General features: G+C 62.1%; 25 protein-coding genes and 1 pseudogene. 17 read left to right on the top strand and 9 right to left on the bottom strand.

Translation table 11 applies throughout. The features are described 5' to 3' along the window. Window positions 1-86: 86 nt before the first annotated feature. Complete coding sequence (aptA, locus tag AC5WNI_RS07190) at window positions 87-1,436, bottom strand: omega-aminotransferase AptA (RefSeq protein WP_368448871.1); 1,350 nt, start codon at window positions 1,434-1,436, stop codon at window positions 87-89. A gap of 148 nt (window positions 1,437-1,584) precedes the next feature. On the opposite strand from aptA, the gene AC5WNI_RS07195 reads away from it, so the two are divergent. The 3 genes from AC5WNI_RS07195 to AC5WNI_RS07205 all read left to right on the top strand — a co-directional run bounded on the left by AC5WNI_RS07195 (window position 1,585) and on the right by AC5WNI_RS07205 (window position 3,326). Beyond that, the gene (locus tag AC5WNI_RS07195; protein WP_368448872.1) at window positions 1,585-2,571 is read left to right on the top strand and encodes a LysR family transcriptional regulator; all 987 of its coding nucleotides are present in this window, start codon (window positions 1,585-1,587) and stop codon (window positions 2,569-2,571) included. Beyond that, window positions 2,568-2,771, top strand: coding sequence for a LacI family DNA-binding transcriptional regulator (locus AC5WNI_RS07200; protein ID WP_368448874.1), 204 nt, complete (start codon window positions 2,568-2,570; stop codon window positions 2,769-2,771). The genes AC5WNI_RS07195 and AC5WNI_RS07200 overlap by 4 nt, the downstream gene beginning before the upstream one ends. A 237-nt stretch (window positions 2,772-3,008) precedes the next feature. Next, window positions 3,009-3,326 (top strand): hypothetical protein, encoded by a 318-nt coding sequence (locus AC5WNI_RS07205; RefSeq protein ID WP_368448876.1) that lies wholly within the window; start codon window positions 3,009-3,011, stop codon window positions 3,324-3,326. A 91-nt stretch (window positions 3,327-3,417) separates the two neighbouring features. Here AC5WNI_RS07205 and AC5WNI_RS07210 read toward each other — a convergent pair whose 3' ends face one another. After that, window positions 3,418-4,320 (bottom strand): LysR family transcriptional regulator, encoded by a 903-nt coding sequence (locus AC5WNI_RS07210; protein WP_368448877.1) that lies wholly within the window; start codon window positions 4,318-4,320, stop codon window positions 3,418-3,420. A gap of 122 nt (window positions 4,321-4,442) precedes the next feature. On the opposite strand from AC5WNI_RS07210, the gene AC5WNI_RS07215 reads away from it, so the two are divergent. From AC5WNI_RS07215 to AC5WNI_RS07240, 6 genes and pseudogenes are all read left to right on the top strand, one after another. Further along, the gene (locus tag AC5WNI_RS07215; RefSeq protein ID WP_043332148.1) at window positions 4,443-4,733 is read left to right on the top strand and encodes a putative quinol monooxygenase; all 291 of its coding nucleotides are present in this window, start codon (window positions 4,443-4,445) and stop codon (window positions 4,731-4,733) included. Window positions 4,734-4,832: 99 nt separating this feature from the next. Beyond that, window positions 4,833-5,560: pseudogene (locus tag AC5WNI_RS07220) on the top strand (glycine betaine ABC transporter substrate-binding protein). 329 nt (window positions 5,561-5,889) lie between these two features. Further along, window positions 5,890-6,843, top strand: coding sequence for an L-dopachrome tautomerase-related protein (locus AC5WNI_RS07225; protein ID WP_368448879.1), 954 nt, complete (start codon window positions 5,890-5,892; stop codon window positions 6,841-6,843). Between the two features lie 328 nt (window positions 6,844-7,171). Continuing rightward, window positions 7,172-8,185: a zinc-binding alcohol dehydrogenase family protein gene (locus tag AC5WNI_RS07230; RefSeq protein ID WP_368448881.1), complete on the top strand. Its 1,014-nt coding sequence runs from the start codon at window positions 7,172-7,174 to the stop codon at window positions 8,183-8,185. Between the two features lie 353 nt (window positions 8,186-8,538). Beyond that, complete coding sequence (locus AC5WNI_RS07235; RefSeq protein WP_487885716.1) at window positions 8,539-9,078, top strand: RcnB family protein; 540 nt, start codon at window positions 8,539-8,541, stop codon at window positions 9,076-9,078. A gap of 215 nt (window positions 9,079-9,293) precedes the next feature. Then, complete coding sequence (locus AC5WNI_RS07240; protein ID WP_368448885.1) at window positions 9,294-9,725, top strand: RcnB family protein; 432 nt, start codon at window positions 9,294-9,296, stop codon at window positions 9,723-9,725. A gap of 134 nt (window positions 9,726-9,859) precedes the next feature. On the opposite strand, the gene AC5WNI_RS07245 is transcribed toward AC5WNI_RS07240, so the two are convergent. The 3 genes from AC5WNI_RS07245 to AC5WNI_RS07255 all read right to left on the bottom strand — a co-directional run bounded on the left by AC5WNI_RS07245 (window position 9,860) and on the right by AC5WNI_RS07255 (window position 12,474). Next, complete coding sequence (locus AC5WNI_RS07245) at window positions 9,860-11,251, bottom strand: amidase family protein (protein WP_368448886.1); 1,392 nt, start codon at window positions 11,249-11,251, stop codon at window positions 9,860-9,862. Further along, window positions 11,248-11,931 (bottom strand): DUF2848 domain-containing protein, encoded by a 684-nt coding sequence (locus AC5WNI_RS07250; protein ID WP_368448888.1) that lies wholly within the window; start codon window positions 11,929-11,931, stop codon window positions 11,248-11,250. The genes AC5WNI_RS07245 and AC5WNI_RS07250 overlap by 4 nt, the downstream gene beginning before the upstream one ends. Before the next feature lie 114 nt (window positions 11,932-12,045). Next, window positions 12,046-12,474 (bottom strand): TRAP transporter large permease subunit, encoded by a 429-nt coding sequence (locus AC5WNI_RS07255; protein WP_368448890.1) that lies wholly within the window; start codon window positions 12,472-12,474, stop codon window positions 12,046-12,048. Between AC5WNI_RS07255 and AC5WNI_RS07260 the strand changes: the two genes are divergently transcribed. After that, window positions 12,458-12,739, top strand: a complete 282-nt coding sequence (locus AC5WNI_RS07260) for an integrase core domain-containing protein (protein ID WP_368448892.1) — start codon at window positions 12,458-12,460, stop codon at window positions 12,737-12,739. The two genes, AC5WNI_RS07255 and AC5WNI_RS07260, sit on opposite strands and share 17 nt — an antisense overlap. 158 nt (window positions 12,740-12,897) lie before the next feature. Here AC5WNI_RS07260 and AC5WNI_RS07265 read toward each other — a convergent pair whose 3' ends face one another. Further along, window positions 12,898-13,800 (bottom strand): LysR family transcriptional regulator, encoded by a 903-nt coding sequence (locus AC5WNI_RS07265; protein WP_368448894.1) that lies wholly within the window; start codon window positions 13,798-13,800, stop codon window positions 12,898-12,900. A gap of 132 nt (window positions 13,801-13,932) precedes the next feature. Here AC5WNI_RS07265 and AC5WNI_RS07270 point away from each other — a divergent pair, with 132 nt between their 5' ends. From AC5WNI_RS07270 to AC5WNI_RS07295, 6 genes are all read left to right on the top strand, one after another. Next, entirely contained in the window at window positions 13,933-14,124 is a 192-nt protein-coding gene (locus tag AC5WNI_RS07270; protein WP_043332127.1) for a hypothetical protein, read from the top strand. A gap of 115 nt (window positions 14,125-14,239) precedes the next feature. Beyond that, window positions 14,240-15,208, top strand: a complete 969-nt coding sequence (locus tag AC5WNI_RS07275; protein WP_495928996.1) for a LysR family transcriptional regulator — start codon at window positions 14,240-14,242, stop codon at window positions 15,206-15,208. A 413-nt stretch (window positions 15,209-15,621) separates the two neighbouring features. Continuing rightward, on the top strand, window positions 15,622-16,650 hold the full coding sequence (gene dctP, locus AC5WNI_RS07280; RefSeq protein WP_368448898.1) for a TRAP transporter substrate-binding protein DctP: 1,029 nt from the start codon (window positions 15,622-15,624) through the stop codon (window positions 16,648-16,650). Window positions 16,651-16,837: 187 nt separating this feature from the next. After that, window positions 16,838-17,404: a TRAP transporter small permease gene (locus AC5WNI_RS07285; RefSeq protein ID WP_368448900.1), complete on the top strand. Its 567-nt coding sequence runs from the start codon at window positions 16,838-16,840 to the stop codon at window positions 17,402-17,404. Beyond that, window positions 17,401-18,678, top strand: coding sequence for a TRAP transporter large permease (locus AC5WNI_RS07290; RefSeq protein ID WP_368448902.1), 1,278 nt, complete (start codon window positions 17,401-17,403; stop codon window positions 18,676-18,678). The genes AC5WNI_RS07285 and AC5WNI_RS07290 overlap by 4 nt, the downstream gene beginning before the upstream one ends. Window positions 18,679-18,684: 6 nt before the next feature. After that, entirely contained in the window at window positions 18,685-19,446 is a 762-nt protein-coding gene (locus tag AC5WNI_RS07295) for a M15 family metallopeptidase (RefSeq protein ID WP_368448904.1), read from the top strand. Between the two features lie 126 nt (window positions 19,447-19,572). Here AC5WNI_RS07295 and AC5WNI_RS07300 read toward each other — a convergent pair whose 3' ends face one another. Next, complete coding sequence (locus AC5WNI_RS07300; protein WP_368448906.1) at window positions 19,573-20,850, bottom strand: Zn-dependent hydrolase; 1,278 nt, start codon at window positions 20,848-20,850, stop codon at window positions 19,573-19,575. A gap of 83 nt (window positions 20,851-20,933) precedes the next feature. After that, window positions 20,934-21,764: a FadR/GntR family transcriptional regulator gene (locus AC5WNI_RS07305; RefSeq protein WP_368448908.1), complete on the bottom strand. Its 831-nt coding sequence runs from the start codon at window positions 21,762-21,764 to the stop codon at window positions 20,934-20,936. A 229-nt stretch (window positions 21,765-21,993) separates the two neighbouring features. Here AC5WNI_RS07305 and AC5WNI_RS07310 point away from each other — a divergent pair, with 229 nt between their 5' ends. Then, complete coding sequence (locus tag AC5WNI_RS07310) at window positions 21,994-23,415, top strand: NAD(P)/FAD-dependent oxidoreductase (protein WP_368448910.1); 1,422 nt, start codon at window positions 21,994-21,996, stop codon at window positions 23,413-23,415. Between the two features lie 166 nt (window positions 23,416-23,581). Here AC5WNI_RS07310 and AC5WNI_RS07315 read toward each other — a convergent pair whose 3' ends face one another. Continuing rightward, complete coding sequence (locus tag AC5WNI_RS07315) at window positions 23,582-24,808, bottom strand: alpha-hydroxy acid oxidase (protein WP_368448912.1); 1,227 nt, start codon at window positions 24,806-24,808, stop codon at window positions 23,582-23,584. Window positions 24,809-24,837 lie beyond the last annotated feature (29 nt).

Genomic DNA, 24,837 nt, shown 5'->3' on the forward strand with positions numbered 1-24,837 from the left:
GGCGATGAATGAAGTGGTGTTGATCGTCAGTTCTGAATATTGATGGTCAGTCTTGAATGTCGATCGCCAGCCTTGAGCGTCGACAGTCAGTCCTGGGCGGCGAAGGCATCGCCGAGGGCATTGATCAGGCGGTCCAGCTCGTCGTGTTCGGTGATGAACGGCAGGCCCAGCTGGATGGTGTCGCCGCCGTAACGGACATAGAAACCGGCCTTCCAGCAGTGCATGGCAATCTCATACGGGCGCCGCGCCGGCTCGCCGGGGTAGGCCTCGACCTGCAGGGCACCGGCCAGGCCGTAGTTGCGGATGTCGCTGATGTAGCGCGTGCCCTTGAGCTCGTGCAGCTTCTTCTCGAAGACCGGACTCAGCTCGCGGACGCGGGAGATGAGCTGGTCGTTCTCGAGCACGTCGAGGGACGCCAGCGCCGCGGCACACGCCACCGGGTGGCCGGAATAGGTGTAGCCGTGGGGAATCTCCATCATGTAATCGGGGCCGCCGTTGTCCATGAAGGTCTGATAGATGTCGCCCTTGACGACCACGGCACCCATCGGCACGGCGCCATTGGTGATCTGCTTGGCGACGTTGAGGATGTCCGGCGTGACGCCGAATTCCTCGGCGCCGCTCATGGCGCCCATGCGTCCGAAGCCGGTGATGACCTCATCGAAGATCAACAGGATGTCGTGCTGGTCGCATATCTCGCGCAGGCGCTTGAGATAGCCCACTGGCGGCGGCAGCACGCCGGCCGAGCCTGCCATCGGCTCGACGATGACGGCGGCGATGTTGGAGGCATCATGCAGCGCGATCAGCTCCAGCAGCTCATCGGCGCGCTCGGCGCCGGTCGTGGGCATACCGGGCGTGAAGACATTTTCCTTGAGCAGGGTGTGCGGCAGGTGATCGGCATCGACCCCCTGGCCGTAGAGTGAGCGGTTGGCGCCGATGCCACCGACGCTGAAGCCGCCGAAGTTGACGCCGTGATAGCCCTTGCTGCGTCCGATCAGCTTGGTCTTGGTCGGCTTGCCCTTCTTGCGCCAGTAGGCACGCGCGATCTTCAGCGAGGTGTCGGCACTCTCGGAGCCGGAACCGGTGAAGAAGACGTGATCCAGCCCCTCGGGCATCAGCGTCTTGATGCGGTGTGCCAGTTCGAAGGCCTTGGGATGGCCGTACTGGAAGGCGGGCGCGTAATCCAGCTCGCGCAGCTGCGCGCTGACCGCCTCGGCGATCTCCGGACGGCAATGACCGGCACCGCAGGTCCAGAGGCCTGACAGGCCATCGAAGATCTGACGGCCCTGTGAGTCCGTGAAGTAGGCCCCCTGCGCCTTGGTGATGATGCGCGGGTCCTGCTTGAACTGGCGGTTGGCCGTGTAGGGCATCCAGTAGGCATCGAGCTGCTCCTGGCTCAAGCCTGCCTGGGCGGAAGGGGATGTATCGAAGGCGGTCATGATGTCTCCCACAGAGTGTGTTGTTGTTGGTTCTCGGCTCCTGTCGACTAGATTAGGAAGTCCTTTTGGTAAGATAAATGTCATTGTCTTTATCTTCAGGAAAGCATTTACTTAACTTTCCATGTCGTGAAACTCAGGAGGGCAGACCATGCGCAAGGACGGCATGAGGGGGCAGCTTGGCGATGCCGATCTGCGCTTGCTGCGTATCTTTCGCAAGGTAGTGGAGTGCGGTGGCTTCTCGGCGGCCGAGATCGAGCTCAACATCAGTCGCTCCGCCATCAGCATGGCGATGAGTGATTTGGAGACGCGGCTGGGCCTCAAGCTCTGTCAGCGCGGGCGCAGCGGGTTTGCTCTCACCAATGAGGGGCGGGAAGTCCACGAGGCCGCGATGCAGATGCTGGCGGCGGCAGAGGGCTTTCGCACACGCATCAATGGCCTGCATGCCTGGCTCAAGGGCGAGCTGAACATCGGCATCACCGACAATCTGGTCACCATGCCCGAGATGCACATCACGGATGCGCTGAGTGCGCTGAAAGGGCACGGCCCGGAGGTGATGATCAACATCCGCATGATTCCTCCCAACGAGATCGAGCGTGCCGTGCTGGATGGCCGCCTGCATACCGGGGTGATCCCGACGCTCAAGACGCTGCCGGGGCTCGAGTATCGCTCGCTCTACGAGGAAACCTCCTGCCTTTACTGCGCGCGAGGCCATGTGCTGTTTCGTGAACCCCGGGCGGGCGATACCCTCGCGCGGGGGCGTCCGGTGGGCGAGGAAGAGATTCGCCAGCATGATGCGGTGCTGCCGGCCTACGCGCAGACGCCTGCGATCAAGGCGCTGCACGAGCCACTCAAAGCCGCCGCTTCCGCGACCGACCGCGAGGGCATCGCCTTCCTGGTGCTTTCCGGGCGCTATCTCGGCTATCTGCCTACCCACTATGCCGAGCGCTGGGTGCGCGATGGCCAGATGCAGGCGCTCAGCCCGGTGGCCAACTCCTATGTCACCTATTACAGCGCCATCACGCGCAAGAGCCGCCCACCCAATCTGGTGCTGGAGCGTTATCTGACGGAACTGGATGCCCTGCGCCAGGCGAAACCGGCCCGAAGAGCGCAGGCGGCGAGGGAGAGCAAGCCATGAACAAGACCAGGCGTGCCGGGGTCAGGGAAGTCGCCCAGCTGGCGGGGGTGTCGGTCGCGACGGTCTCGCGGGTGCTCAACAATCCCGAAAAGGTAGTGAAGAAGACGGCTGACAAGGTGCTGGCGGCGGCCGACGCGCTCGATTTTCTGCCCAACAACGCCGCGCGTGTGCTGTCTCAGCATCAGTCGCGCACCCTGTGAATCGTGATCCCGACCTTCGAGAACCCGATCTACGCCAATTCCGGGATAGTCATGCTCATAGGCGGCGCCATCTTCTTGAGGGTGGCTTCCTTACGCTCTGTGGAATAACGCACGTTGATCACCTCTCAATCCGTTTAGGTGACAACTACGCTGGCAGATAGAGGTGTCGGCTCATGACAAACCTCGAGGGACGCCCTCCAGGACTCGGTATTCATGCAAGGTGACGAGGTAGATACGATGCGCAAGTTGACGATCGCAGCAGTGATGGTGGCCAGCATGGCCGGTTCCTCAGCACTGGCCGGCAATCCGACGCTTGAGGCTCACAAGGACAGCGCCAAGTCTCAGTACTCCCAGACCAAGAACAGCGCCAAGTCATTTGCCAAATCTCACAAGGCCACGGCAAGCAGCAAGGCATCGGCCAAGACATCGCACGCCAGCCAGGCGGCCAAGTCAGCCAAGTCAGCCAAGTCCAGTGCTAGCAACAAGACGAGCGATACCCAGTCTCGTTACCAGAAGAAGAACTACGCCGACGTGCTCAAGAACGAGCGCCACTGAGGCATGACATCGCTGCCTGATGGCAGCTGAGTGCCCCGGGTGATGAAAGCCCCCCGCAGCCTTTGGTTGCGGGGGGCTTTTGCGTTTCTGGCTATTGCGGATGCGACAGTGATTCGCTGAAGGTCTCGACCAGATGCTGGGCAAACGCCTGCACACGACGCGGTTGGGCGCGCACCGGCGGAAACAGCAGCTGCAGCGGCGAGGGCGGTGCGGCATGTTCCGGCAGCAGCTCGATCAGGCGACCCGCGTGGAGATCCTCCTTCACATCGACTTCCGATTTCAGGGCGATGCCCAACCCTTCCAGGCACCACTGGCGCACCAGTTCGCCGTCATTGGCGATCCGGTTGCCACTGACGGTGACGATCTGCGGCACCTTGTGACTACCGAAGCGCCACTCGTTGTCGAGGCTCTTGCCGAAGCGCATCACCAGGCAGTTGTGGTGCTTGAGGTCCACCGGCGTCAGCGGCGCAGGATGCTGCGCCAGGTAGGCGGGGGAGGCGCATATCAGGCGGCGTTTCTGGCCCAGATGTCGCACGCGCAGCGTGCTGTCCATGATGGTGCCGAAGCGCAGGGCAAGATCGATTCCCTGGCCGACGATATCCACGTAGCTGTCCGACAGCAGCAGTTCTATCTCGATGGTGGGGTGCAGATGCTGGAATTCGGTGATGGCACGTGACAGGGCATTGCGGCCCAGGTCGCTGGGCGCACTGACGCGAATGCGGCCGGTGAGGGTCTGGGCGCCCAGGCGGATGCGGGTCTCCAGTTCCGACACGCTGTCGAGCAGGCCGCGAGCTTCTTCCATCAGTGTCCGGCCTTCTTCGGTCAGGCTGATGGCGCGCGTGGTGCGGTTGAGCAGCACCACCCCGTAATAGGCTTCCAGCGCGGCGAGGCGCTCGGACACGGTGGTGGGCGAAAGCCCCGTCTCGCGTCCTGCGGCGGTCAGGCTGCCTTTCTCGATGATGGTCAGGAACAGGGCGATATTATCCAGCAGCATTGTACGGTTTTTCCGAATTATCTTTGCGTAAGTTGGATGTTTATACGGATGAGGCTTGTGGCTAGGATGACCACATCGCTTGCGCAACTCAAGCTTCCCGATCACGCCACGGAGTGTCTTTCATGACCCAGCTGACCATCATCGCCAATATCCACGCCAAGCCGGACCAGATCGAGCAGGTCAAGGCAGCGCTTCTGGCACTGGTGCCGATCACCCGTGCCGAGGAAGGCTGCCTTGGCTACACCCTGCACCAGAACAACGATAACCCGGCGCACTTCACCTTTCATGAGAATTGGGCCTCGCGGGAACTCTGGCAGCAGCACATGCAGGCCCCGCACCTGGAAGAGTATGTGGCAGCGACCGAAGGCGCGGTCAGCGAATTCACCCTGCATGAAATGACCGCCTTCGACTGAGAGGCGGGCCTGGGCCCTGGATATGGGCCCTGGCTTACCACCGCGGCCATGCAGGCCTGCTCGCTTTCTTTCTCCTTCAACAACCCACTCGAGGCAGTCATGACAGACCCCATCCGTATCGGCCATATCGCGTTGTCCTTCCATGAGGCCAGTGCTCAGGAAGTGGCACGTGTTCTGGAGAGCCACGGCCATGAGGTGACCTTCGCCTCTGCTCCCCACGAAGAGGCCTTCGCGATGCTGGGGCGAGGGGAGGTCGACATTCTGGCCTCCGCCTGGTTGCCGTCGAGTCATGAGGCCTACCTGGCCCCCATGCTGGAGGACGTCGACAAGATCGCCGTCATCTATGAGCCGTATTGCATCTGGGGAGTGCCGGATTACGTGCCACAAAGCGCGGTGGCAAGCGTCACGGACCTGCTGCGGGAACCGGCGCTCAGCAAGATGGAGCCCATCATTCAGGGCATCAATCCGGGGCCGGCATCAGTCGCTTCTCGGCCGAGATGATCAAGCAATATGGTCTGGACGCCGCCGGGTATGTCTTCCGCACCGGCAGCGAAGCGGACTGCTTCGATCGTTACGAAGCGGCGGTGGCGCAGGGGCGTTGGGTCGTGGTGCCGCTGTGGCATCCGCAGTTCCTGCATCATCGCTACCGGATTCGCGCCCTCAAGGAACCCAAGGGGCTTCTGGTTACCCAGGATGAGGCCACGCTGGTGGTGCGCAAGGAGGCTCGCCAGCGCATCGGCACCGCGGCCCTCAAGGTCCTCTCTCAGCTCTACATCGGCAATCCTCGCTTGAGCGAACTGGAAGACGACCTGAGTCGTCGCGCCTGATGCGTCGCACCTGATTTATCTCGCCTGAATCTCGACAAATCCCGGGCGATGGCCACGCCACCGCCCAGTCTCTTCATCTCATCATCATCGACCCTGCCGGTGCAGCGCATAGCGCCAACCGGCGGGCAAGGAGTCCCCATGCCATCCTCATCGCCTCGCTGGGCGTTGCCACTGTCGCCGGTGCCACTCAGGCGGCCGCTGACAGCACGGCTGTTAACCCCCAGAATGCGCAAGCCGCCTCCCTGCGCGACGGCACGCTGACCACCGTCGCCGAATATTCGGACACCCGCCCCGGCAACATCACCTTCACGCCGGATGGCCGCTTGATCATGTCCCAGCAGCCACTCGATGCACCGGCACTGCGCGTGGTCGAGATCACCCAGGACGGCAAGCGTGTGCCGTTCCCGAACCTGGACTGGGCCGATGGCCCGGAAAAGGGCGAGGTCGGCATCGCCTCGATCATCGGCGTGCACTCCGACAGTCAGGGCGTGGTGTGGATGCTCGACATGGGCAGCCAGGACAGCGCGCCCAAGCTGGTGGGCTGGGATACCCGCAGTGATTCGCTCAAGAAGGTGATTTCGCTTGCCGGTGACAGCGTGCTGCCGATCTCCTTCCTGCAGGATTTCGTCATTGATGAGCAGCGCGGCAAGATCTATATCGCTGACATGACCTTTACCGCGCCGGCCTCCAGTATAAAACCGGCTTTCGTGGTGGTGGATATCGCCAGCGGCAAGACGCGTCGCGTGCTGCAGAGCGATGAAAGGCTGATGCCGGTGGAACACGACATGGTCATCAATGGCCATCTGATGGCGGCCAAGGGCGACAAGAATGGTGAGCCGAAGCCCTGGTACCTGGGCTTGAATGCCATCGCCTTCGATCCGGCGGATGACGTCGTCTATTTCGGTGGCGTGAACGGCAGTGAGATCTATCGCTTGCCGGCGGCTGAGCTGGCCGATGATACTGCCACGGCGGCGGAACTGGCTCGCGCCATCACGCCTTACGCCTCCAAGCGTCCCAATGATGGCTTCATCTACGATACCAAGCGCGGCGGCATCATCGCCGGTGACGCGGAGCACAACGCACTGACCTTCTCATCGCCGGAGGGCATGTCGGTGATCGCCCGGGATGACGAGCGTCTGCGCTGGCCGGATGGCTTCGCCTTCGCGCCGGATGGCAGCCTCTACCTCACCACCAACCAGCTGAACGCCCATCCGGCACTCAACCAGGGCGTGGATGGCAGTGACAAGCATTACTACCTGCTCAAGCTGACACCCGCCAACTGACCCTTGCTCCCTTGGGCCTTGGGCAACACATTGCCTTGGCGCCATGGCTTTCTCGTTAGCCTGTGATCTGCGCAGGACGTGTCTCACGACCGTCCTGCGTTGTCGTTTTTGTGTCTGGCCGGCGTATCTCGCATCGCAAGCTGATCACCCGTCGGCGTCTACTTGCACGCAACACGCAAACTCGTCATACATTATCCGCTTTATCCGGATTAACCTTGCGGTCATGGGTTGTTTTTACGCCAAGGCCAGAGAGTTAACATGCTGTCATCGCATCACGGCAAGACCCTCAGCGCTGCCGTGACTGACCTGATCTTTAGGAGAGACTCTGATGAAAGCCATTGGTTACTACGCTGCCGGTTCCATTGATCGTGACGACGCCCTGGTCGATATCGAACTCGAGACACCGGTCGCCACCGGTCACGACCTGCTGGTCAAGGTTGCTGCGGTTTCTGTGAATCCGGTGGATTACAAGATTCGTGAGAGCCGCGAGCCGGCTGCCGGCGAAGCTGCCGTCATCGGCTGGGACGCCGTGGGCGAGGTCGTCGCCATCGGTGACCAGGTCACGGCCTTCGCCCCGGGCGACAAGGTCTGGTATGCCGGTGATATCACCCGCGCTGGCACCAACAGCGAATTCCATCTGGTGGATGAACGTATTGTCGGCCATGCGCCCAAGTCCGTGCCGGTTCATGAGGCGGCTGCGCTGCCGCTGACCACGCTGACCGGCTTCGAGATGCTGTTCGATCGCCTGCGTGTCACCGAGCCGGTGCCGGGTGCTGCACGGGCCATCCTGATCATCGGCGGGGCCGGAGGCGTGGGCTCCATCACCATCCAGCTGCTGCGTGAGCTGACCGACCTGACCATCATCGCCACGGCGTCACGCCCGCAGACCCGTGAGTGGGTGAAGTCACTGGGCGCGCATCACGTCATCGACCACAGCCAGCCGCTGCCGGCTCAGATCGAGGCATTGGGCATCGGTGCACCGGCCTTCGTATTCTCGACCAACTTCTCAGAGCGCTACGCGCCGCAGGTCGCCGAACTGATCGCGCCGCAGGGCCGTTTCGGCATGATAGATGACCCGGAGACCCTCGATGTGGTGCCGTTCAAGCCCAAGGCCGTGTCCATCCATTGGGAGCTGATGTTCACTCGCTCATTGTTCACCACCGCCGATATCACGCGTCAGGGCGAGATCCTCACCAAGGTGGCGGGTCTGCTGGACACTGGCAGAATCACCTCCACCGCAACGGAAACCTTCGGCACCATCAACGCCGAGAACCTCAAGCGCGCGCATGCCTTGCTGGAAAGCGGCAAGGCCAGGGGCAAGATCGTCCTCGAAGGCTTCTGATCGAAGCCACTGTTGAGGCGGTGATGTGAAAGGAGTGCGGCCGGTTACCCGGTCGCACTTTTTTGTGTGATCAAGGGCGACCAGGGTTCTGTCATGAGCGGCAGGCAGTCTGCTACCGAGTGTTCTCCAATCTTCTACCATCTTGGCCAGATGAGCGGTATCTGGCGTCAAGTGCTTGTCATTGAAGCGAAAGTCTCTAAACGGGAGGCGTATCCGACCGCAAATTGCGTTGCTGACACGTTATGCTGGTAGCGTGAATGGCGATTAACCCGTCTCGCTGCTTGATGGCAATCATTGTTGTCTGAACCAGACTCGGCACGCCAGAGGCATCCAGCCTGATGAGGAGGCAAGACATGAATAAAGGGGCTTTGCGAGGGCTGACTCTGGCGTTGGCTGTGTTGGGCGCTTCAGGGGGACAGGCCGCGGAAGACGGCAAGGACAGCGACGATCATCTCAAGAAGAAGCATGAAGCACTGGAAGGGCAGGCCAAGGCTCAGCGTGTCCAGGCCGAGCAGATGCGAGATCTCAAGAAGATCCAGAAGCAGCAACAGGCTCAGGAAGCTCAGGAGCAGCAGGAGGCTAAAGAGAAGAACCAGCAGCAGGGCGGACAGGAAGCTCTGGAGAGTGAGAAGCAGCAGGGGGCTCAGGAGAAGCACAAGGGGCCACAGGCAGAAAGGTCCGCCGCCAGCTCGGCGGAGCGTGGGCCTCTGCTCAGACGGGGTGACCAGCTGCCTGATGCACTGGCCTCCGATGAGAGTCTGCGGGTGAAGGACTGGCAGCAATCCCGACTGCCCGAACCTGGCGAAGGGCAGCGCTGGATCCAGCTCAAGAGCGGTTATGTGTTGACGGATATCCAAAGTGGCGTCATCGAAGAGATTCTTCTGGGGCCGTGACGCTGTGACTCTGGCCCGATGCCTACGCGCGAGGCCGAGGGTGTCGCTTTCTGTCAACATCGGCTGCCTTTCTTGCGACATACGCGGGCATATCGTCAGAAAAAGTGAAGAGGACGCGTGGGGCTTGCAGTTTTCCCCTGTAGCCCACAGAATTATGGAACAGTGTTTTGTAATTCTTGACATCCCCGTGTCCCGGCATGACAGGGAGAACGAACATGCGACACCGTACTCTGGCAGCCCTCGGCATGGTCATTGCGCTGATGAGCGCTTCCGTGGTTCAGGCGGCACCTGACGATCGTGGTAATCGCGGCCAGGATCAGCAACACCAGCAACAGCGAAAGCAGCCGCAAGGCAATCAGCAAGGACAGAAGCAACACGCCAAACAGCAACACGCCAAACAGCAACACGCCAAACAAGGGCATGGTCAGTCCCAAGCTGCACGCCATTCCAGTGGCCCCAATAACTGGAAGCGCGGCGACCACGTCTCGCGCGCTTACTACAACGACAAGCGTTACTGGGTCAGCGACTGGAAGGCCCATCACCTGTCCCGGCCGCCGGAACGGCACCGCTGGTTGAAGGTGGATGGCCGCTACGTTCTGACAGCGGTCGCGACCGGCGTGATCACCTCGGTCATTCTCGACCACTGATCCGATACAGTACGATTCGCTGGCATATCCTATCCAGCAGAAGAGACAAGAAGGGCCTCCCGCAGGGAGGCCCTTCTGCGTATTGCCAACAGCCGTTCATCCTCTGCGCGCTGTTGCAATGATTCAGCACGTCACTATCGCGCGAGCAGCGCCTCCAATGTCTCGGCGACGCGCAGCAGCGCCACATCCTGGCCCTGAGGGCGTGACAACATCAGGCCCAGCGGTTCTTCGTTCTGTGGTGCTGGCGCCGGAATCGAGATCGAGCTGGCATCCAGGTAGTTGAAGACACTGGTGTTGCGCAGCGCGCGCTTGTTGAGCTGGGCGAAGAGCGCGCCATCCTGCTCCAGCATGTCACGACGTGGGGCACGCATGGCAACGGTCGGCATCAGCACCGCATCGACATCCTGTACCTGCTGAGCGAAGCGTTGCTGGATGGCGGTACGCGGCCACAGGCGCGCCAGATACTCGCTGGCCGTGATGTCGCGCCCGCCGTTCAGGCGTTCGGCGATCAGCGGATCATACTGGGCTTCATGGGCAGCCAGCAGTTCGTGGTGCACGCCGGCCGCTTCCGGAATGACCAGCCCGCCGCGCTGATTGATGGCGTAGGCGGCCTCGATGGCCTCGACCGGCGCACGCTGGAGGCGAACCCCCAGCCCCTCGAGCCGTTCCAGCAGGGCGGCGAAGTCGGCGGCCACATCGGCGTCCACTTCACTAACCAGCTCGCTCTCCGGCACCAGCAGCGTCAGCGGGCGAGTGAGCGGCGTCGCGTCAGCGATCTCACCGCTCAGGACTTCCCACAGCGTGCGACAGCAGGCGACGCTGGGCGCGATGGGGCCGATGCAGTCCAGGCTCGGTGACAGCGGGAAGGCGCCATCTCCCGGCACGCTGGCCTGTGACGGCTTGAAGCCCGTGAGGCCACAGAAGGCCGCCGGAATCCGCAGCGAGCCGCCGGTATCGCTGCCCAGGGTCGCCGCGGCCAGCCCGAAGGCGACGGAGGCCGCCCCGCCGGATGTCGAACCGCCGGTGATGCGCTCGCCATCGTAGGGGTTGGGCGGCGTGCCGACATGCGGGTTCAGGCCCAGGCCAGAGAACGCGAACTCGCTCATGCTGGTGCGGCCGGCGTGCAGGATGCCGGCGGCTTTCAGGCGGCTCAGCGCCGGGGCGTCTTGACTGGCAGGAGCGCTTCCTGCCAGTGCCCGCGAGCCTGCCAACGTCGTCATGCCGGTCTCGTCGAAGAGGCCCTTGATCGAGACCGGAACCCCTCCCAGCGGCAACGACGTCGCAGCTGCCTTGAGTTGCTGCTGAGCGGTGGCCTGCACGCTCATGGCCGCATCATCACGGCTGATGATGCTGTGGCTGGCGGCCTCGCCCAGGGCCTGATGGCGCTCGGCAAGCACCGTGGCAGTCTGCTCGGGGCCGAAACTGCCTGTCTGATAGGCCTCCAGCAACTGCGTCAACGTGCGCTGGCGGGGCGGGCGCGCCCAGAATTCACGCGCCTGCTCAAGGCGCTTGTTCTCATCACTCATGCCACCACCTCAAGTTCTTCCACCTCATAACGGTGCTCGATGCGACGACCGGTCTGAGGGTCGATCAGGCGCATGGTAAAGCTCGGGCTGGGGCGGATGCCACCGATCGCCGGTACGGTGCCGCACAGCAGCACGCTGTTGGGGGCCAGGCTGCCGTCCTTGGCGATGGCGGCGGGCAGGCGCTCCATCAGGGTGGCGACCGGCAGCAGCTCGGCGAGAGTGCCCTGCTGATAGCGCACGGTCTTGCCGGCGTCTTCGATCTCGCTTTCGATCTCGAGGCTGTCCCAGTGGTCGATGATCTCACTGAGCTTCCAGGCGTGGCGGGCAATCGGCTTGGCGCACAGCTGCTTGGATTCGGCGACGCCGACGGCTTCGAGTTTGCGGTCGGTGTGGTCCGAGGCGATCGTCACCCACAGGGTGCCCTCGGCGTCGCTGACCAGACAGGTCTCGACCTCACCGGAGCCTTCGCCGCCGAGCATCGCGACTTGAGAGGCCTGGGTCAGGGTCTCGCGGGTCACGCGGTAGAACAGCGGGGTCTGGGAGTGCGGCGCCACGCCCAGCAGCTTGAGCTCGTCGATATGGTGCTGCACGCCCGGCTGGTCGCGTCCGGCCCAGCCGGCAATCGCGACTCGCTGGACATCAAGTGTGAATTCGCCGTTGTCATGGGTAAAGGTCAGCATGGAAATCGCTCCGTTATCGGGGGGTGTCGTTGTTCTATGCTCGAAGTCTTGAGTGAACAGTGTTGCGCCAGTGACACCTGCCGGCTTGCCAGCAGGTGTCAGGCAAAAGCGGCTTTACAGTGCCGAAGGCAGCCACAGCGCGATCTGCGGGAAGGCCACCAGCAGCGCGGCCATCACCAGCATCGCGCCCAGATATGGCAGGGTGCCGATGATGACGTCGGCGAAGGCTTCGCCACGCCGCGAGGCCTGCACGATGTAGAGGTTCAGGCCGACCGGCGGAGTGATCAGTGCCAGCTCGACGAACAGGATCATCACGATGCCGAACCACACCTTGTCGTAACCGGCCGCCGCGATCAGCGGGGTGACGATGGGAATGGTGATGACCATCAGCGACAGGGTCTCGATGAAGAAACCGAGCACGATGAACAAGACGATTACCGCCATCAGCAGCGCGAAGGGTCCCAGGTCATAGGCCTCAAGCAGGCCGGTGACCTGCTGGACCATGCCGGAGGAAGCTAGCGCGAAGTTGAGGAAGGAGGCCACCCTGGCCGAGGCTCAGGACTGGGTTCAGCAATTTACCGAGTGGTACAACCATGAGCACCGGCACAGCGCCCTTCGCTACGTCACGCCGAGCCAGCGTCATAACGACGAGGCCAAAGGCATTCTGACGCAGCGCCGAGAGGTCTTCGAGGCCGCGAAGCAGCGTCACCCGGAGCGGTGGTCAGGCGACATCCGGAAACTCGACCTGCCGGAGATAGTGCATCTGAATCCGGAGCGGGATCCGGTACCGCAGGCAGTAGGGCTTTAAAAAGCCAGAACCACTTCATGTGCCAACTATGTTGACAGATTCCGCCCCCGAGGAAGATTTTCAGAGCAACTTCCGTAACGCCTCGAAGGTGATAATGGTTACGTTGGTAGCGCACCAGAGTGGCTTTTGAATGCCTCAAGCCCGCTGCAATCGGGATATTACCCTTGATGGTTATGCGCCTCCTGATCCTGGCGGGCGATCTCGATGGCGAGTTCACACACGCCTTCGGCGAGGGCGCTTTCCATATGGGTCGGCCAGGAGGCGGTGAAGGTCAGTTCGGGCAGGTCGCAGGGCAGGCTGAGCAGGGTGCCCTGGCGGATTTCCTCGGCGACGATGCGTGGCGGGATGGCGCCGACGCCCAGGCCATCCAGCGTCATGCGCACGATGGTCCACAAGGAGCTTGAGCAATGCAGCTTCACGTCATCCAGCCCCATCTGATGCAGCAGCGAGCCAAGTTCATGGTGGGGCCGACTGTTGCGGGCAAACGAGATCAGCGGCAGAGAATTCAGGCGTCGCAACGAGAAGTTGTCTTCGGTAAAGCCCAGCGCGGGGGTGATCACGAAGCCCATCGTGTAGTTGCAGAGAAAACGATTGAGCACGCTCTCTGCCGTCACCGGCCCCATCAGAAAGGCGAGGTCGATATCGCCGGCGGTAAGCATGGCGGCAAGTCCCGGGGAGCTGTCGACCTCGAGTTCCAGCGTGAGGTCCGGATAGCGGCGCGCCAGTTCGGCCAGAAAACCGGGCAGCCAGCTATGCGCGACGGTTTCGACGACGCCCAGTCGCAGCACGCCCTGGAAGGGCGTATTCAACTCCATCATGGATAGCGCTTTCTGGCGCGCTTCCAGCAGTGCCTCGGCGTGGCGATAGAATTCGCGCCCCTTGAGCGTCGGCTGTACCGGTCGGCGAGTGCGCTCCAGCAGGCGGGTCTCCAGCGTGGTTTCCAGCTTGTTGATGCGTTCGGAAATCGAGGGCTGGGTCAGATGCAGGTGCTGGGCGGCTAGTCGGAACGACCCCAGACGCGTGATCCACACGAAGGCTTCCACTTCCTTGAAATCGAACATGGCCAGATCCTGTCGTGATTGATGCCGCAAGCTTGAGGCTCACATTACCACTCGTTGAGAAATTGCGTTCTCGATGGCGTACATTCCGGTACGATATGGAGCATCGAGAAATGCGTATTTTCATGAAAAGGAATGATGATGAAGTCTAGCGTGCGAGTTGTCAGCCTGGTGATGCTGAGTGCCCTTTTCGTGGCAGGGTGCAGTTATACACCGGCGCGGATCGATGCCGAGCCAATCATCGAGATCGGTGATGGACACCATGACCACAAGCGGGGAGGCGGTGACTTCTGCCCGCCGGGGCAGGCCAAGAAAGGTAACTGCTGATCACGTCGAACCAGAAGGAGCCGCTTATGCGGCTCCTTTTTCGTTGTCGATCGCTTCCCGATGTGGGCCTCTGGTAGTCGCTCGGTCTGCAAGGATACCCTGCGTGATCCGAGTCTTGCCTCTTTCTCCACTGTCGCTGGCGAGTACTGTCTCCATGCTCAATCCCAAGGCGCTGACGGCGCTGAATGAAATTATCCGCCGGGGCTCACTGCGGCGCGCGGCGCGGCATCTGAATCTCGACCCTTCAGCGGTGAGCCGCCAGATCAAGCAGCTGGAAGAAGAGGTGGGTGTCGCGCTGTGCGAGCGCAGCGAGACGGGCATGCGCGCCACCCAGGCCGGGGTGTTGCTGCTGGATCACTTTCATCGCCAGCAGGCGGCGGAGGCGGCAGCGCTCTCGCAGCTGAGCGCCTTGCAGGGCCTGCGCAGTGGTGAGGTGAGAATCGCGGTGGGCGAAGGCTTCATTGCCGATCTGATCTCGCTGCCGTTGCAGAGCTTCATGGCACGTCATCCCGGCATCGAGGTCGTGGTGCGTATGGCGGGGGTGAATGAGGCGACCGAACTGTTGCGCGACTTCGAGGTGGATATCGCGCTGCTCTATGCCCCGCCCGTCGATCCGATTCTTTGCTGCCATGTGGAGACCTGCCAGCCGCTGGATCTGATCGTACCGGCGGAGCATCCACTACTCGAGATCGCAGAGCCGTTGACGCTTTCGCAGGTGGCGCAGTGGCCGCTGGCACTGATCGATGAATGCACCGGTATGCGTCAGATGGTCAATCAGGCGGCGCAGCAGGAGCGGGTCTCGCTGCGCGCGCAGTTGCGCACCAATTCCGTGTCGGTGCTCAAGAATTTCGTGCGTTCGGGGATCGGCGTGACCTTCATGCCGGAGTTGAGCGTGGTGGAGGAGCTGTGGCGCGGTGATATCTGCCTGCTGCCGATGCAGCACCCCGCGCTGGCGACGACCCGTGCGCAGATGTGTACGCGGCGTGGGCGCGAGATGACCGTCGCCGTCGAGGCCTGCGTCACCCATCTTCAGCAGGGCCTGCGATTCTTTACCGCGGATGCGCCACGCCTGTTGAGCAAGTGACGTTCGCCACGTGATGTTCGCCATGTGATATTCAAGCAGCGTCGCTCGACGCACCGGTATGGGTATTGACGCTTACGGGCGGTTGCCCAGCTCTATCTCCTCACACGGCTGTCCCATTGCACAGGCCATCCTCTCGCTTAGTGCAGCATTTCACAGAACGTCCCGACTGCCCCGTATAGCCCATGCTGGCGGGGCAGTCGTCGTTAGGAAGGGCACTATTCAGGCGCTTTTTCAGGTGTGGACGAAAAAACAACACTCCGGCGATTGATTAGTCTACGGCGGCAACGCTACTTTCGAGGTGTGAAGGCGAAAGGAAAGTCCCTCACTTTGACTGGCCGCAGGGCCACACTGACACAGGCGGCGTCACTCCCGCCGCATACAACGAATATTTACAACAACAAAAGGGAATCCACATGTCCTTGTCCAAGACATCTCTGCTGCGCAAGACGCTCACCGGTTCCACTCTGGCGCTCAGCCTGCTGGCGGCCAGCGTGCAGGCCCAGACCATCAACCTCAGCTACAACGGTGCGCCGGATGCCGACAAGAACGCGGTGCATGTCTTTGCCAGCAATCTGAAGACCTTGGTGGAAGAGAAGACCGACGGCGAGCTGGAACTCAAGCTCTATCCCAACAGCATGCTGGGCGAGGAGCAGGAGCGCATGGAGCAGGTGATCAGCTCACCGAGCCTCAACATCGCCTCCTTCGCGGGCATGGCGCCCATCGTGCCGGAAGTCTATGTCAGCGCGACACCGTTCATGTTCGACGGCTTTGAGGATGCCCGCCGTTTCTTCGATGAAGGTCAGTACTGGCAGCAGGTGCAGCAGCTATTCAGCGAGCGCACCAATGGCGCCGAGATTCTGGCTGTCGTGGAGGAAGGGGGCTTTCTGGCCTTCACCAATGACAAGCGGCCGATCACCAGCCCGGATGACTTCGAAGGGCTTCGCTTCCGCGCGATGGACCCAAGCCAGGTAGCGCTCTATGAGGCCTTCGGTGCCTCGGGCACGCCGATTCCGTGGACGGAGGTCTACATGGCGCTGCGCACTGGGGTGGCGGATGGCCAGATGAACCCACCGATGTACATCCTGCTGGGCAGTCTGCAGGAAGTGCAGAAGTACCTGACGCTGGCCAACATCCAGTACTCCGATCAGTTCCTGGTCGGCAATGGTCAGCTGTTGGAGAGCCTGTCGGCCGAGGAGCGCACGGCACTGCTCGAGTCAGTCAAGGAAGCCAATGCCCAGGCCCGTCAGGACAACCAGAATCAGGTCGAGTCACGCATCGCCTCGCTGGAAGAGCAGGGCATGCAAGTGATCCGCCCGAGTGAGGCGGACCTCGAGGCATTTCGCAGCAAGGGCCAACCGGCCTATCTGGAATGGCTCAAGAACCAGGACATCGCCCCAGAGCTGATCGACACCGCGATGAAGGATGCTGGCCTGTCCTCGTGATGGCCCTTTGCGATGACCTGTCGCGATGGTCTGTTGCGATGAACTGACACGTTGACTCGGTGAAAGGCGAGTGACGCTCAGCATCAGTGAACCTCTCGCTGCGGTACCCGGTGCCCGGGCAAGGATAGTCCGGGCATCGAGGTTCTGAATTTCCCTCCTTGCTGGTGGATTGCGGTAAATGACTTCCATGACTCCTTCACGACAGCTTTCCCTGCGGGAAGGCCTGCTGCTTGCCTGTGGCCGCGTGACACTGGCGATAGCGGCAGTACTGCTGGCTTCCACGGTGCTGATCATGCTTTACGGCGTGGTGATGCGCTATGTATTGGGCGGCGCCCCCATCTGGGTCGATGAGCTGACCCGCTATCTCATCATCGCCAGTGTCATGCTGGCGATCGGCGTCGTCTGGGCAGAAGGGGCGCATATGCGAGTGGCGCTGCTGGAGCGGCGTCTGCCTCCGCGCATGGCCAAGGTACTAATCCATTACCAATGGTGGCTGACGCTGGTGCTGATGGCCGGCGCGACCTGGATGACCTGGCACTACGCCATGTCGGCAAGCATGTTTCGCACCATGGGGCTGGGTATCAGTCGCAGCGTGCCGATGCTCTCGATGCCGATCGGCTTCGCGTTGATCACGCTGCAGATCCTGCTGCATGGCCCACGGCCGCTGAGATCCCAGACACTGGAGATCGCACCGGACGAGGAGGCTGCCGGCCTTCCGGCGCATGATGAAAAGACAGGAGGACCGCGCACATGATCTGGGCAATGTTGGCCATCTTCGTCGTGCATGTCCTGCTGGGCCTGCCGCTGTTTCTCTCCTTGCTCGCCACCGCCGTGACCGGCTTCCTGTTCATCGATCTCTCGATGCTGGAGCGCCTCGGGCCACAACAGTTCTTCGGTGGCATCAATGCCTTCTCGCTGATGGCGATTCCGCTGTTCATCCTCGCTGGCAACCTGATGAACATCAGTGGCCTGACCGAACGCCTCATGCGCCTGGCACGCCTGATGGTCGGGCATCTGCGCGGTGGCATGGGCCATGTCAACGTCGTTTCCAGCGTGTTCTTCGCCGGTGTGAATGGTTCGGCGGTCGCCGATACCTCCGCGCTGGGCTCGCTGCTGGTGCCGGCCATGCGCAAGGAAGGGTATTCGACTTCCTTTGCCGCAGGCCTGACAGCAGGTAGCTCGTTGATCGGGCCGATCATCCCGCCCAGCATCTTCATGATCCTCTACGCCTCGCTGACCAATACCTCCGTGGGCAGCCTGTTCCTGGCCGGTGTCGTACCGGGTCTGGTACTGGCGGTGGCGTTCATGGCGATGAATGCCTGGTATGCCCGACGTCATGGCCTGCAGGCACGCGGTCAGGCACCGGCACGCAGCGAAGTGATTGCGGCGGTCATCGGTGCGCTGCCTGCGCTGGTGGCACCAGTGATCATCGTCTCCGGCATCGTGCTGGGCATCGTGACCCCGACCGAATCTGGCGCCTTGATCGTCGCTTACGTTCTGCTCTGCGGGTTGTGCCAAGGGCCGCTCAAGCTTGTCGAGGTGTGGGGTGCCATCAAGGATACAGCGCGTCTGACCAGTGCCATCTTCGTGATCATGGCGGTGTCATCCATCGTCAGCTGGCTGCTGTCCTATGCCCAGGTCCCCAATCAGTTCGTGGCATTGCTGACACCCTATATCGACAGCCCGATCCTGATCCTGTTGTTGCTCAGCGCCATCACCTTCGTCACTGGCATGTTCATGGAGGAAGTCTCGGCCTTGATGTTGCTGACGCCGATCTTCGTGCCCGTGGCCATGGCCGCCGGCATCGACCCCGTGCACCTGGGGGTCATCATCACGCTCAATATCACCATCGCGTTGATCACGCCGCCGATGGGCGCATGCGTGTTCGTGGCCGCCGCGGTCAGCAAGCTCGAGATCACCTCACTGTTTCGTACCATCTGGCCGTTCGTGCTGGTGGCGGTCGCGGTGCTGCTGATGCTGATCATCTTCCCGCCTCTTACCCTGTGGTTGCCGACCCTGTCTGGATAACAACTCATGACGTCAACATTGAACCGACCAATCCCTCCCATCCCGAGTCATGACGAGCCGGACTGGACACAGGTCACCCGAATCCCCGTCAAGGGCTGTGACAATACTCTGGTGCCGACCAGCCTCGGGCCGTCATGTCTGAAGGTCTATCCCGCCTATGCGCGCCTCGGTATCCCCGGGGCAGTCAATGAATGTCTGGTACGGCGCGCGGTGTATCAGCGCCTGTTGCAGGCCGCGCGCGCATTGCCGGAAGGGCTGTCGTTGGTGGTGATGGATGGTTGGCGCCCCTGGCGGGTGCAGCAGTACCTGTTCGAGACGCTATACCAGTCGCTCAAGACGCATGATCCTGAGCTGGATGAGGAGCAGCTGCTGGCACGTACGCGCGAATTCGTCTCCCTGCCCAGCCGTGACCCGGACGCGCCGAGTCCACATCTCACCGGCGGCGCCGTCGATGTCACCCTGTGTGACGCCGATGGCTTGCTGCTCGAGATGGGAACGCTGTTCGACGAGGCGACACCCGAGTCCCATGCGGATCATTTCGAGCGCCATCCGCCTGCCGGCGATACGCCCCAGGCCGAGGCACGCGACAACCGGCGTCTGCTCTATCACGTCATGACCGAAGCCGGTTTCACCAATCTGCCCAGCGAATGGTGGCACTTCGATTTCGGTGATCAGCTCTGGGCCTGGTACCGCGGCGAACCCGAGGCGCTGTTCGGTCCGGCGGAGATGGACAGCATCGAGAGTCTCTGGAAACGCTCACTGGCGTGAAGGTGTCAGAGCATGCCTGACAGCCGCTGGCCTGCAAGACACGAAAGCCCCGCTCGATGGCGACTCGAGCGGGGCTTTCGTTTCAGCAGCTTATATGATCAGCGTTCAGCGAGCCGTGCCTGATGCTCAGCTGACGATCTCGGCCTGATCGAGCATGGCATGGAAGAGTACGTTGCAGCCGGCGTGCAGGTCCTTGGGCGCGGCGTTCTCGATCTCGTTGTGGCTGATGCCGCCTTCGCAGGGCACGAAGATCATGCCGGCGGGGGCGATCCGGCCCATGAAGATGGCGTCGTGACCGGCGCCGCTGACGATGTCGAGATGCGAGTAGCCGAGCTGGTTGGCGGCATTGCGCACCGCGTTCACACAGTTATCGGCGAAGTGCTCGGGGACAAAGTCGGCGGTAGGGGTGAGCTCGAAGGCCAGGCGGTGACGTTGGCTGACGGCTTCGACGACTTCCTTGAGTTCGGCAACCATCGCGGTGAGAGAGTCGGGCTCCAGCGAGCGCAGGTCGATGGTCATGTTGACCTGACCCGGGATGACGTTGCGAGAGCCCGGATGGACCTGCATCACGCCCACGGTGCCGCGGCCATGCGGCGCGTGATCGATGGCGATGCGATTGACGGCGACGGTGATCTCGGCAGCGCCGAGCATGGCGTCCTGGCGCAGGGACATGGGCGTGGGGCCCGCATGGGCTTCCTGGCCGGTCAGCGACAAATCGAACCAGCGCTGGCCCAGTGCGCCCATCACCACGCCGATGGTGGTCTCTTCATCTTCAAGGATCGGGCCCTGCTCGATATGGCTCTCGAAGAAGGCGCGCACGTTCTCGCGGGGGATCTCATCGCTGCCGCGATAGCCGATGGCGTCCAGTGCCTCACCGGCGGTTACGCCGTCGCTGTCCTTCTGGGCGAGCATCTCATGCAGTGGCAACTGGCCGGTATGCACGCCGGACCCCATCATGCAGGGCGCGAAGCGACAGCCTTCTTCATTGGTCCAGACCACCACTTCAACCGGGCAGCGGGTCTTGATGTCGTGCTGGTTGAGGCTGCGCAGGACCTCAAGCCCGGCCATCACTCCGAAGCAGCCATCGAACTTGCCGCCGGTCGGCTGGGTGTCGATGTGGCTGCCGGTCATCACCGCCGGCGCATCCGGGTCGGTGCCGGCGCGGCGCGCGAAGATGTTGCCGATGGCATCGATACGGATCGTGCAACCCTCGGCCTTGCACCATTGAATGAAGAGGTCGCGCGCCTGGCGGTCCAGTTCGGTCAGCGCCTGGCGGTTGACGCCACCCTTGGGGGTGGCGCCCAACTCGGCCAGGGTCATCAATGATTGCCACAGGCGATCGCTGTCGGTGAGCAGCTCGCTCAGGGTATTCGCTGGCGATGTGTCCATCTGGGCAGTGGTCATCGGCTTGTTCCTTTCGTGGATATTGTTGTTGTGCTTTCGGCTCCGGTCTCGGCCCTGGTCCCGGTCTGGATTACGGCTTCGGGTCAGGTTCTGCTGTCAGCCATCAGTTGCGCCGGAGTGACGAGCAACTGATCGGCCATTTCCACCTCGAGTGCCGTCATATGGTGCTCGGCATCCTGCATGTGCTCCGTCATGAGCTGACGGACCTGTTCATGATCCTGCTGGCGGAACGCCGTGATCAGGCCGGTGTGGTAATGCTGATTGGCCTGGTCGAACTGCTTGCGTTCCGGCAGGTAAGCCTTCTTGATGACGACCAGCTCATGCAGCATGTCGTTGAGGAACTGGCACATGAAGCTGAGCAGCGGGTTGGGACAGGCGCGGGCCAGCACCTGATGGAATTCGATTTCCAGAAAGCGCTGGCGCCGCTGGTCCTCGTCCTGCGGTTGATGGCAACTGCAGTCATGGACATTGTTCTCAAGCGCCTCCAGGTCTTCTTCGCTGAGCAGGCCCACCACCGATACCGCCATCTCGACTTCCAGCAGTCGGCGTAACTGATAGACATGGGCGCCATTGAGCGTCTTGAAATGCAGGAAGCTTCTCAGCATGCGGCTGGCCGGTTCCATGCTCGGCGCATTGAGCACGGCGCCGCCATTGGGCCCCGTCTTCAGGGTGATCAAGCCCTCGACCTCGAGAATCTTGAGGGCTTCGCGCAGAGTGCCCTTGGCGCAGCCGTACTGGGCCATCAGCGCCTTCTCGTTGGGCAGTCGGTCGCCTTCGCTCAACCCGTCTCGCACGATGCTGCGCCTCAGATCATCACTGATCAACTCGGCCAGCTTCTGCCGCCTGGGCAGGGGAGTGCCAGAGGCGTTGGCGCTGGTACGTGAAGTGTCCGAGGGGGAGGGCGATGTCGGCATGCGATGTCCTGAGCGGCAGCGAGTCAGTTATATTTATTCGTATAAATAAGCTTTAGTCGCGGACTCGAGCGCTGTCAAACCCCAAGGTGGCTTCAAGCGTTGCGTAGACGATCACGCCCATGACGCGTCGCATCAAAGGCCGTGCATTGACGAAGCCATGCGTGCCAGTCTTGAAAAGCGGCTGGCCTGACATAAGGTTTTCATATTCGACCCCGCTAAAGGAGGCCCTATGGAAACGCATGATCCTCAGCGAACGCGCGATGCCGATATCATCATCGTCGGTGGCGGCGCCGGCGGACTGGAGCTGGCGGTTCGCCTTGCCAAGGAAGGCCACAAGGACGTCTTGCTGATAGACCGCGACACCAGTCATGTATGGAAGCCACGACTGCATGAGATTGCGGCGGGCCTCGGGCGGCGTCAGGTCGATGAGCTGGGGTATGCCGGCCTGGCCGAGCAGTGGGGGTTCCGCTATGAATGCGGCACGCTCGAAAGCGTCGATCCTGAACAGCAACAGATCACCCTGGCCGCGATTCCGGGCAGGGAAGACCAAGCGAGTGCCGAGGTGCCGACGCGAGTCAGGGGCTATCGTCAGCTGGTACTGGCCCTGGGCGGCGTGACGCCGGACATGGGTGTCGAGGGCGTGCTGGAGCATGCCTGTCTGCTGGATTCCCCCGACGATGCCGAGCGCATCGCCCAGCAGTTCTCGCGTGGCCTCTTGGCCAACCATGTGGCGATGGAAACAGCACCGACAGGCGATGCTGGTCTTTCAGCCAACCAGGGTGGTGCTCAGGATAGCGTCGAGGGTAGCGCCAAGGATTCCTCCGGGCGGCCGTATCAGGTGGTGATTGTCGGTTCCGGCGCCACCGGTGTCGAACTGGCCGCCTACCTGCATGAGGCGCGCGGCATGCATGATGCTCCTGCCCCCAAGGGCGCGAAGGTCGAGATCACGATTCTCGAGGCCACCGAGACCTTCATGCCCGGTGTCTCACAGGAACTGCGCGAGTCGATCCATCAGCGACTCGAGGAGCAGGGCATCAATATCGAACTGTCTCGTCAGGTCGCCAAGGTGTCCTCCGGCAGTGTAGAGATCAGTGAAGGCGATGAGTCGGTGACGCGGGACGCGGATCTGGTGGTCTGGGCGGCAGGGCGTGTCGGGCCTGCCATCGTCGAGGAAATCGATGCCCTGGAAAGCAACAAGAAGCGTCAATTCACGGTGACCCCCGGGCTTCAATGTCTCGGCCACGACAGCATCTTCGCGCTGGGCGATTGTGCCAACATCGATGAGGCACCGCTGCCGCCCACCGCTCAGGTGGCCAGCGAGCAGGCCGAGTTTCTCGCCGATGAACTGCCGCGTCGCCAGCAGGGTGAGCCGGCTCAGGCCTTCGAGTTCAAGGACCGCGGCACCTTGCTGTCACTCTCCAGCGCCGGCAGCGTCGGTGAGCTCAGCGGCAAGTTGAGTGACAAGCTTGGCAATGCCCAAGGCAGCAAGGGCAATGATGATCTGCAGGTGAGAGGACGCTTTGCGCGCGCCGCCTATCAAGGGCTGCAGCGCCAGCACCAGTTCCTGCTGCTGGGGCCGTTGAAGGGCTCCGCCGAGGTGGTCAGTGACGTACTACGCCGAAGTATGGGGCCGCGTCTCAAGGTGCACTGAGTCTTGAGCGGATCTTGAGTGTGCCTTGAGCGGGTCTTGAGTGACTCTTGAGTGAGCCTTAAGAGATTCGCCGCCCAGTGATGACAGGCCGACATGTGCCGTGGTGGATTCCACTGGTGCATGTCGGCCTTGTGCTTTTCAGGGCGTCATTGCTCCGCCGTCGTGTTCAGGAGGTCGTGCCCAGCGGGTCATGAGGCACCCTGCGGCGTGATTCTCGCGCTGCTTCGGCTCCACTCTGCGAGCTGGCCAGTGGATAGGTGCCGGGCCTGAGAATTCGCGTGTCCACGTCGTGGATATCACGTAGTCCGCACAGGGCCAGCGTGGTGTCGAGTTCCTTGTGTATGATCTCCAGGGACTTGGTCACGCCTTTTTCGCCCATGGCGCCGAGACCATAGAGGAAGGCGCGCCCCAGATAGACGCCCTTGGCACCCATCGCCACCGCCTTGAGCACATCCTGTCCGGAGCGGATGCCGCCGTCCATGTGGACCTCTGTCCTGTCGCCGACTGCCGCGAGAATGTCCGGTAGGGCGGAGATGGAGGAGGCGGCACCATCCAGCTGACGTCCGCCGTGATTGGAGACGATCACCGCATCGGCGCCCGCCTGCACGGCCAACTCGGCATCTTCCGGCTCCATGATGCCCTTGATGATCAGCTTGCCGCCCCAGCGGTCCTTGATCCACTTGATGTCGTCCCAGCTCAGGCTGGGATCGAATTGGCTGGCGGTCCATTTCGAGAGGGAGCTAAGGTTACCAGCATCCTTCACATGTCCGGCGATATTGCCGAAGGTATGGCGCTTCGTCTTTAGCATGCCGGAGCACCAGCGCCACTTGGTGGCCAGATCGAGCACGGTCGCCACGGTGGGGCGAGGGGGCACGCTAAGGCCATTGATCAGGTCCTTGTGGCGCTGGCCGATGATCTGCAGGTCAGCGGTGAGTACCAGCGCGGAACACTCCGCTGCCTTGGCGCGATCGATCAGCCGCCCGATATAATCCTTGTCACGCATCACGTAAAGCTGGAACCAGAAGGGCCGTGAGCTGACGGACGCGACGTCCTCGATGGAGCAGATGCTCATGGTCGAGAGCGTGAAGGGAATACCGAAGTCACTCGCTGCGCGCGCGGCCAGCATCTCGCCATCGGCATGCTGCATGCCGGTCAGGCCAGTCGGCGCGATCGCCACCGGCATGGCCACCTCCTCGCCGAGCATCTTCGTGCGCAGAGTGCGATTGTCCATGTCGACCATCACCCGTTGGCGCAGTCCGATCGCGGCGAAGTCGGCCTCGTTGGCCCGATAGGTGGACTCCGTCCACGAGCCGGAATCGGCATAGTCGTAGAACATCTTCGGCACGCGGCGTTTCGCCAGGCGTTGCAGATCATTGATGCAGGTGATGGTCATTCCGAACTCCATCTGTGGTGAGTAGCGCG

The sequence above is a fragment of the Cobetia sp. PDI-12MA genome, from assembly GCF_059507695.1.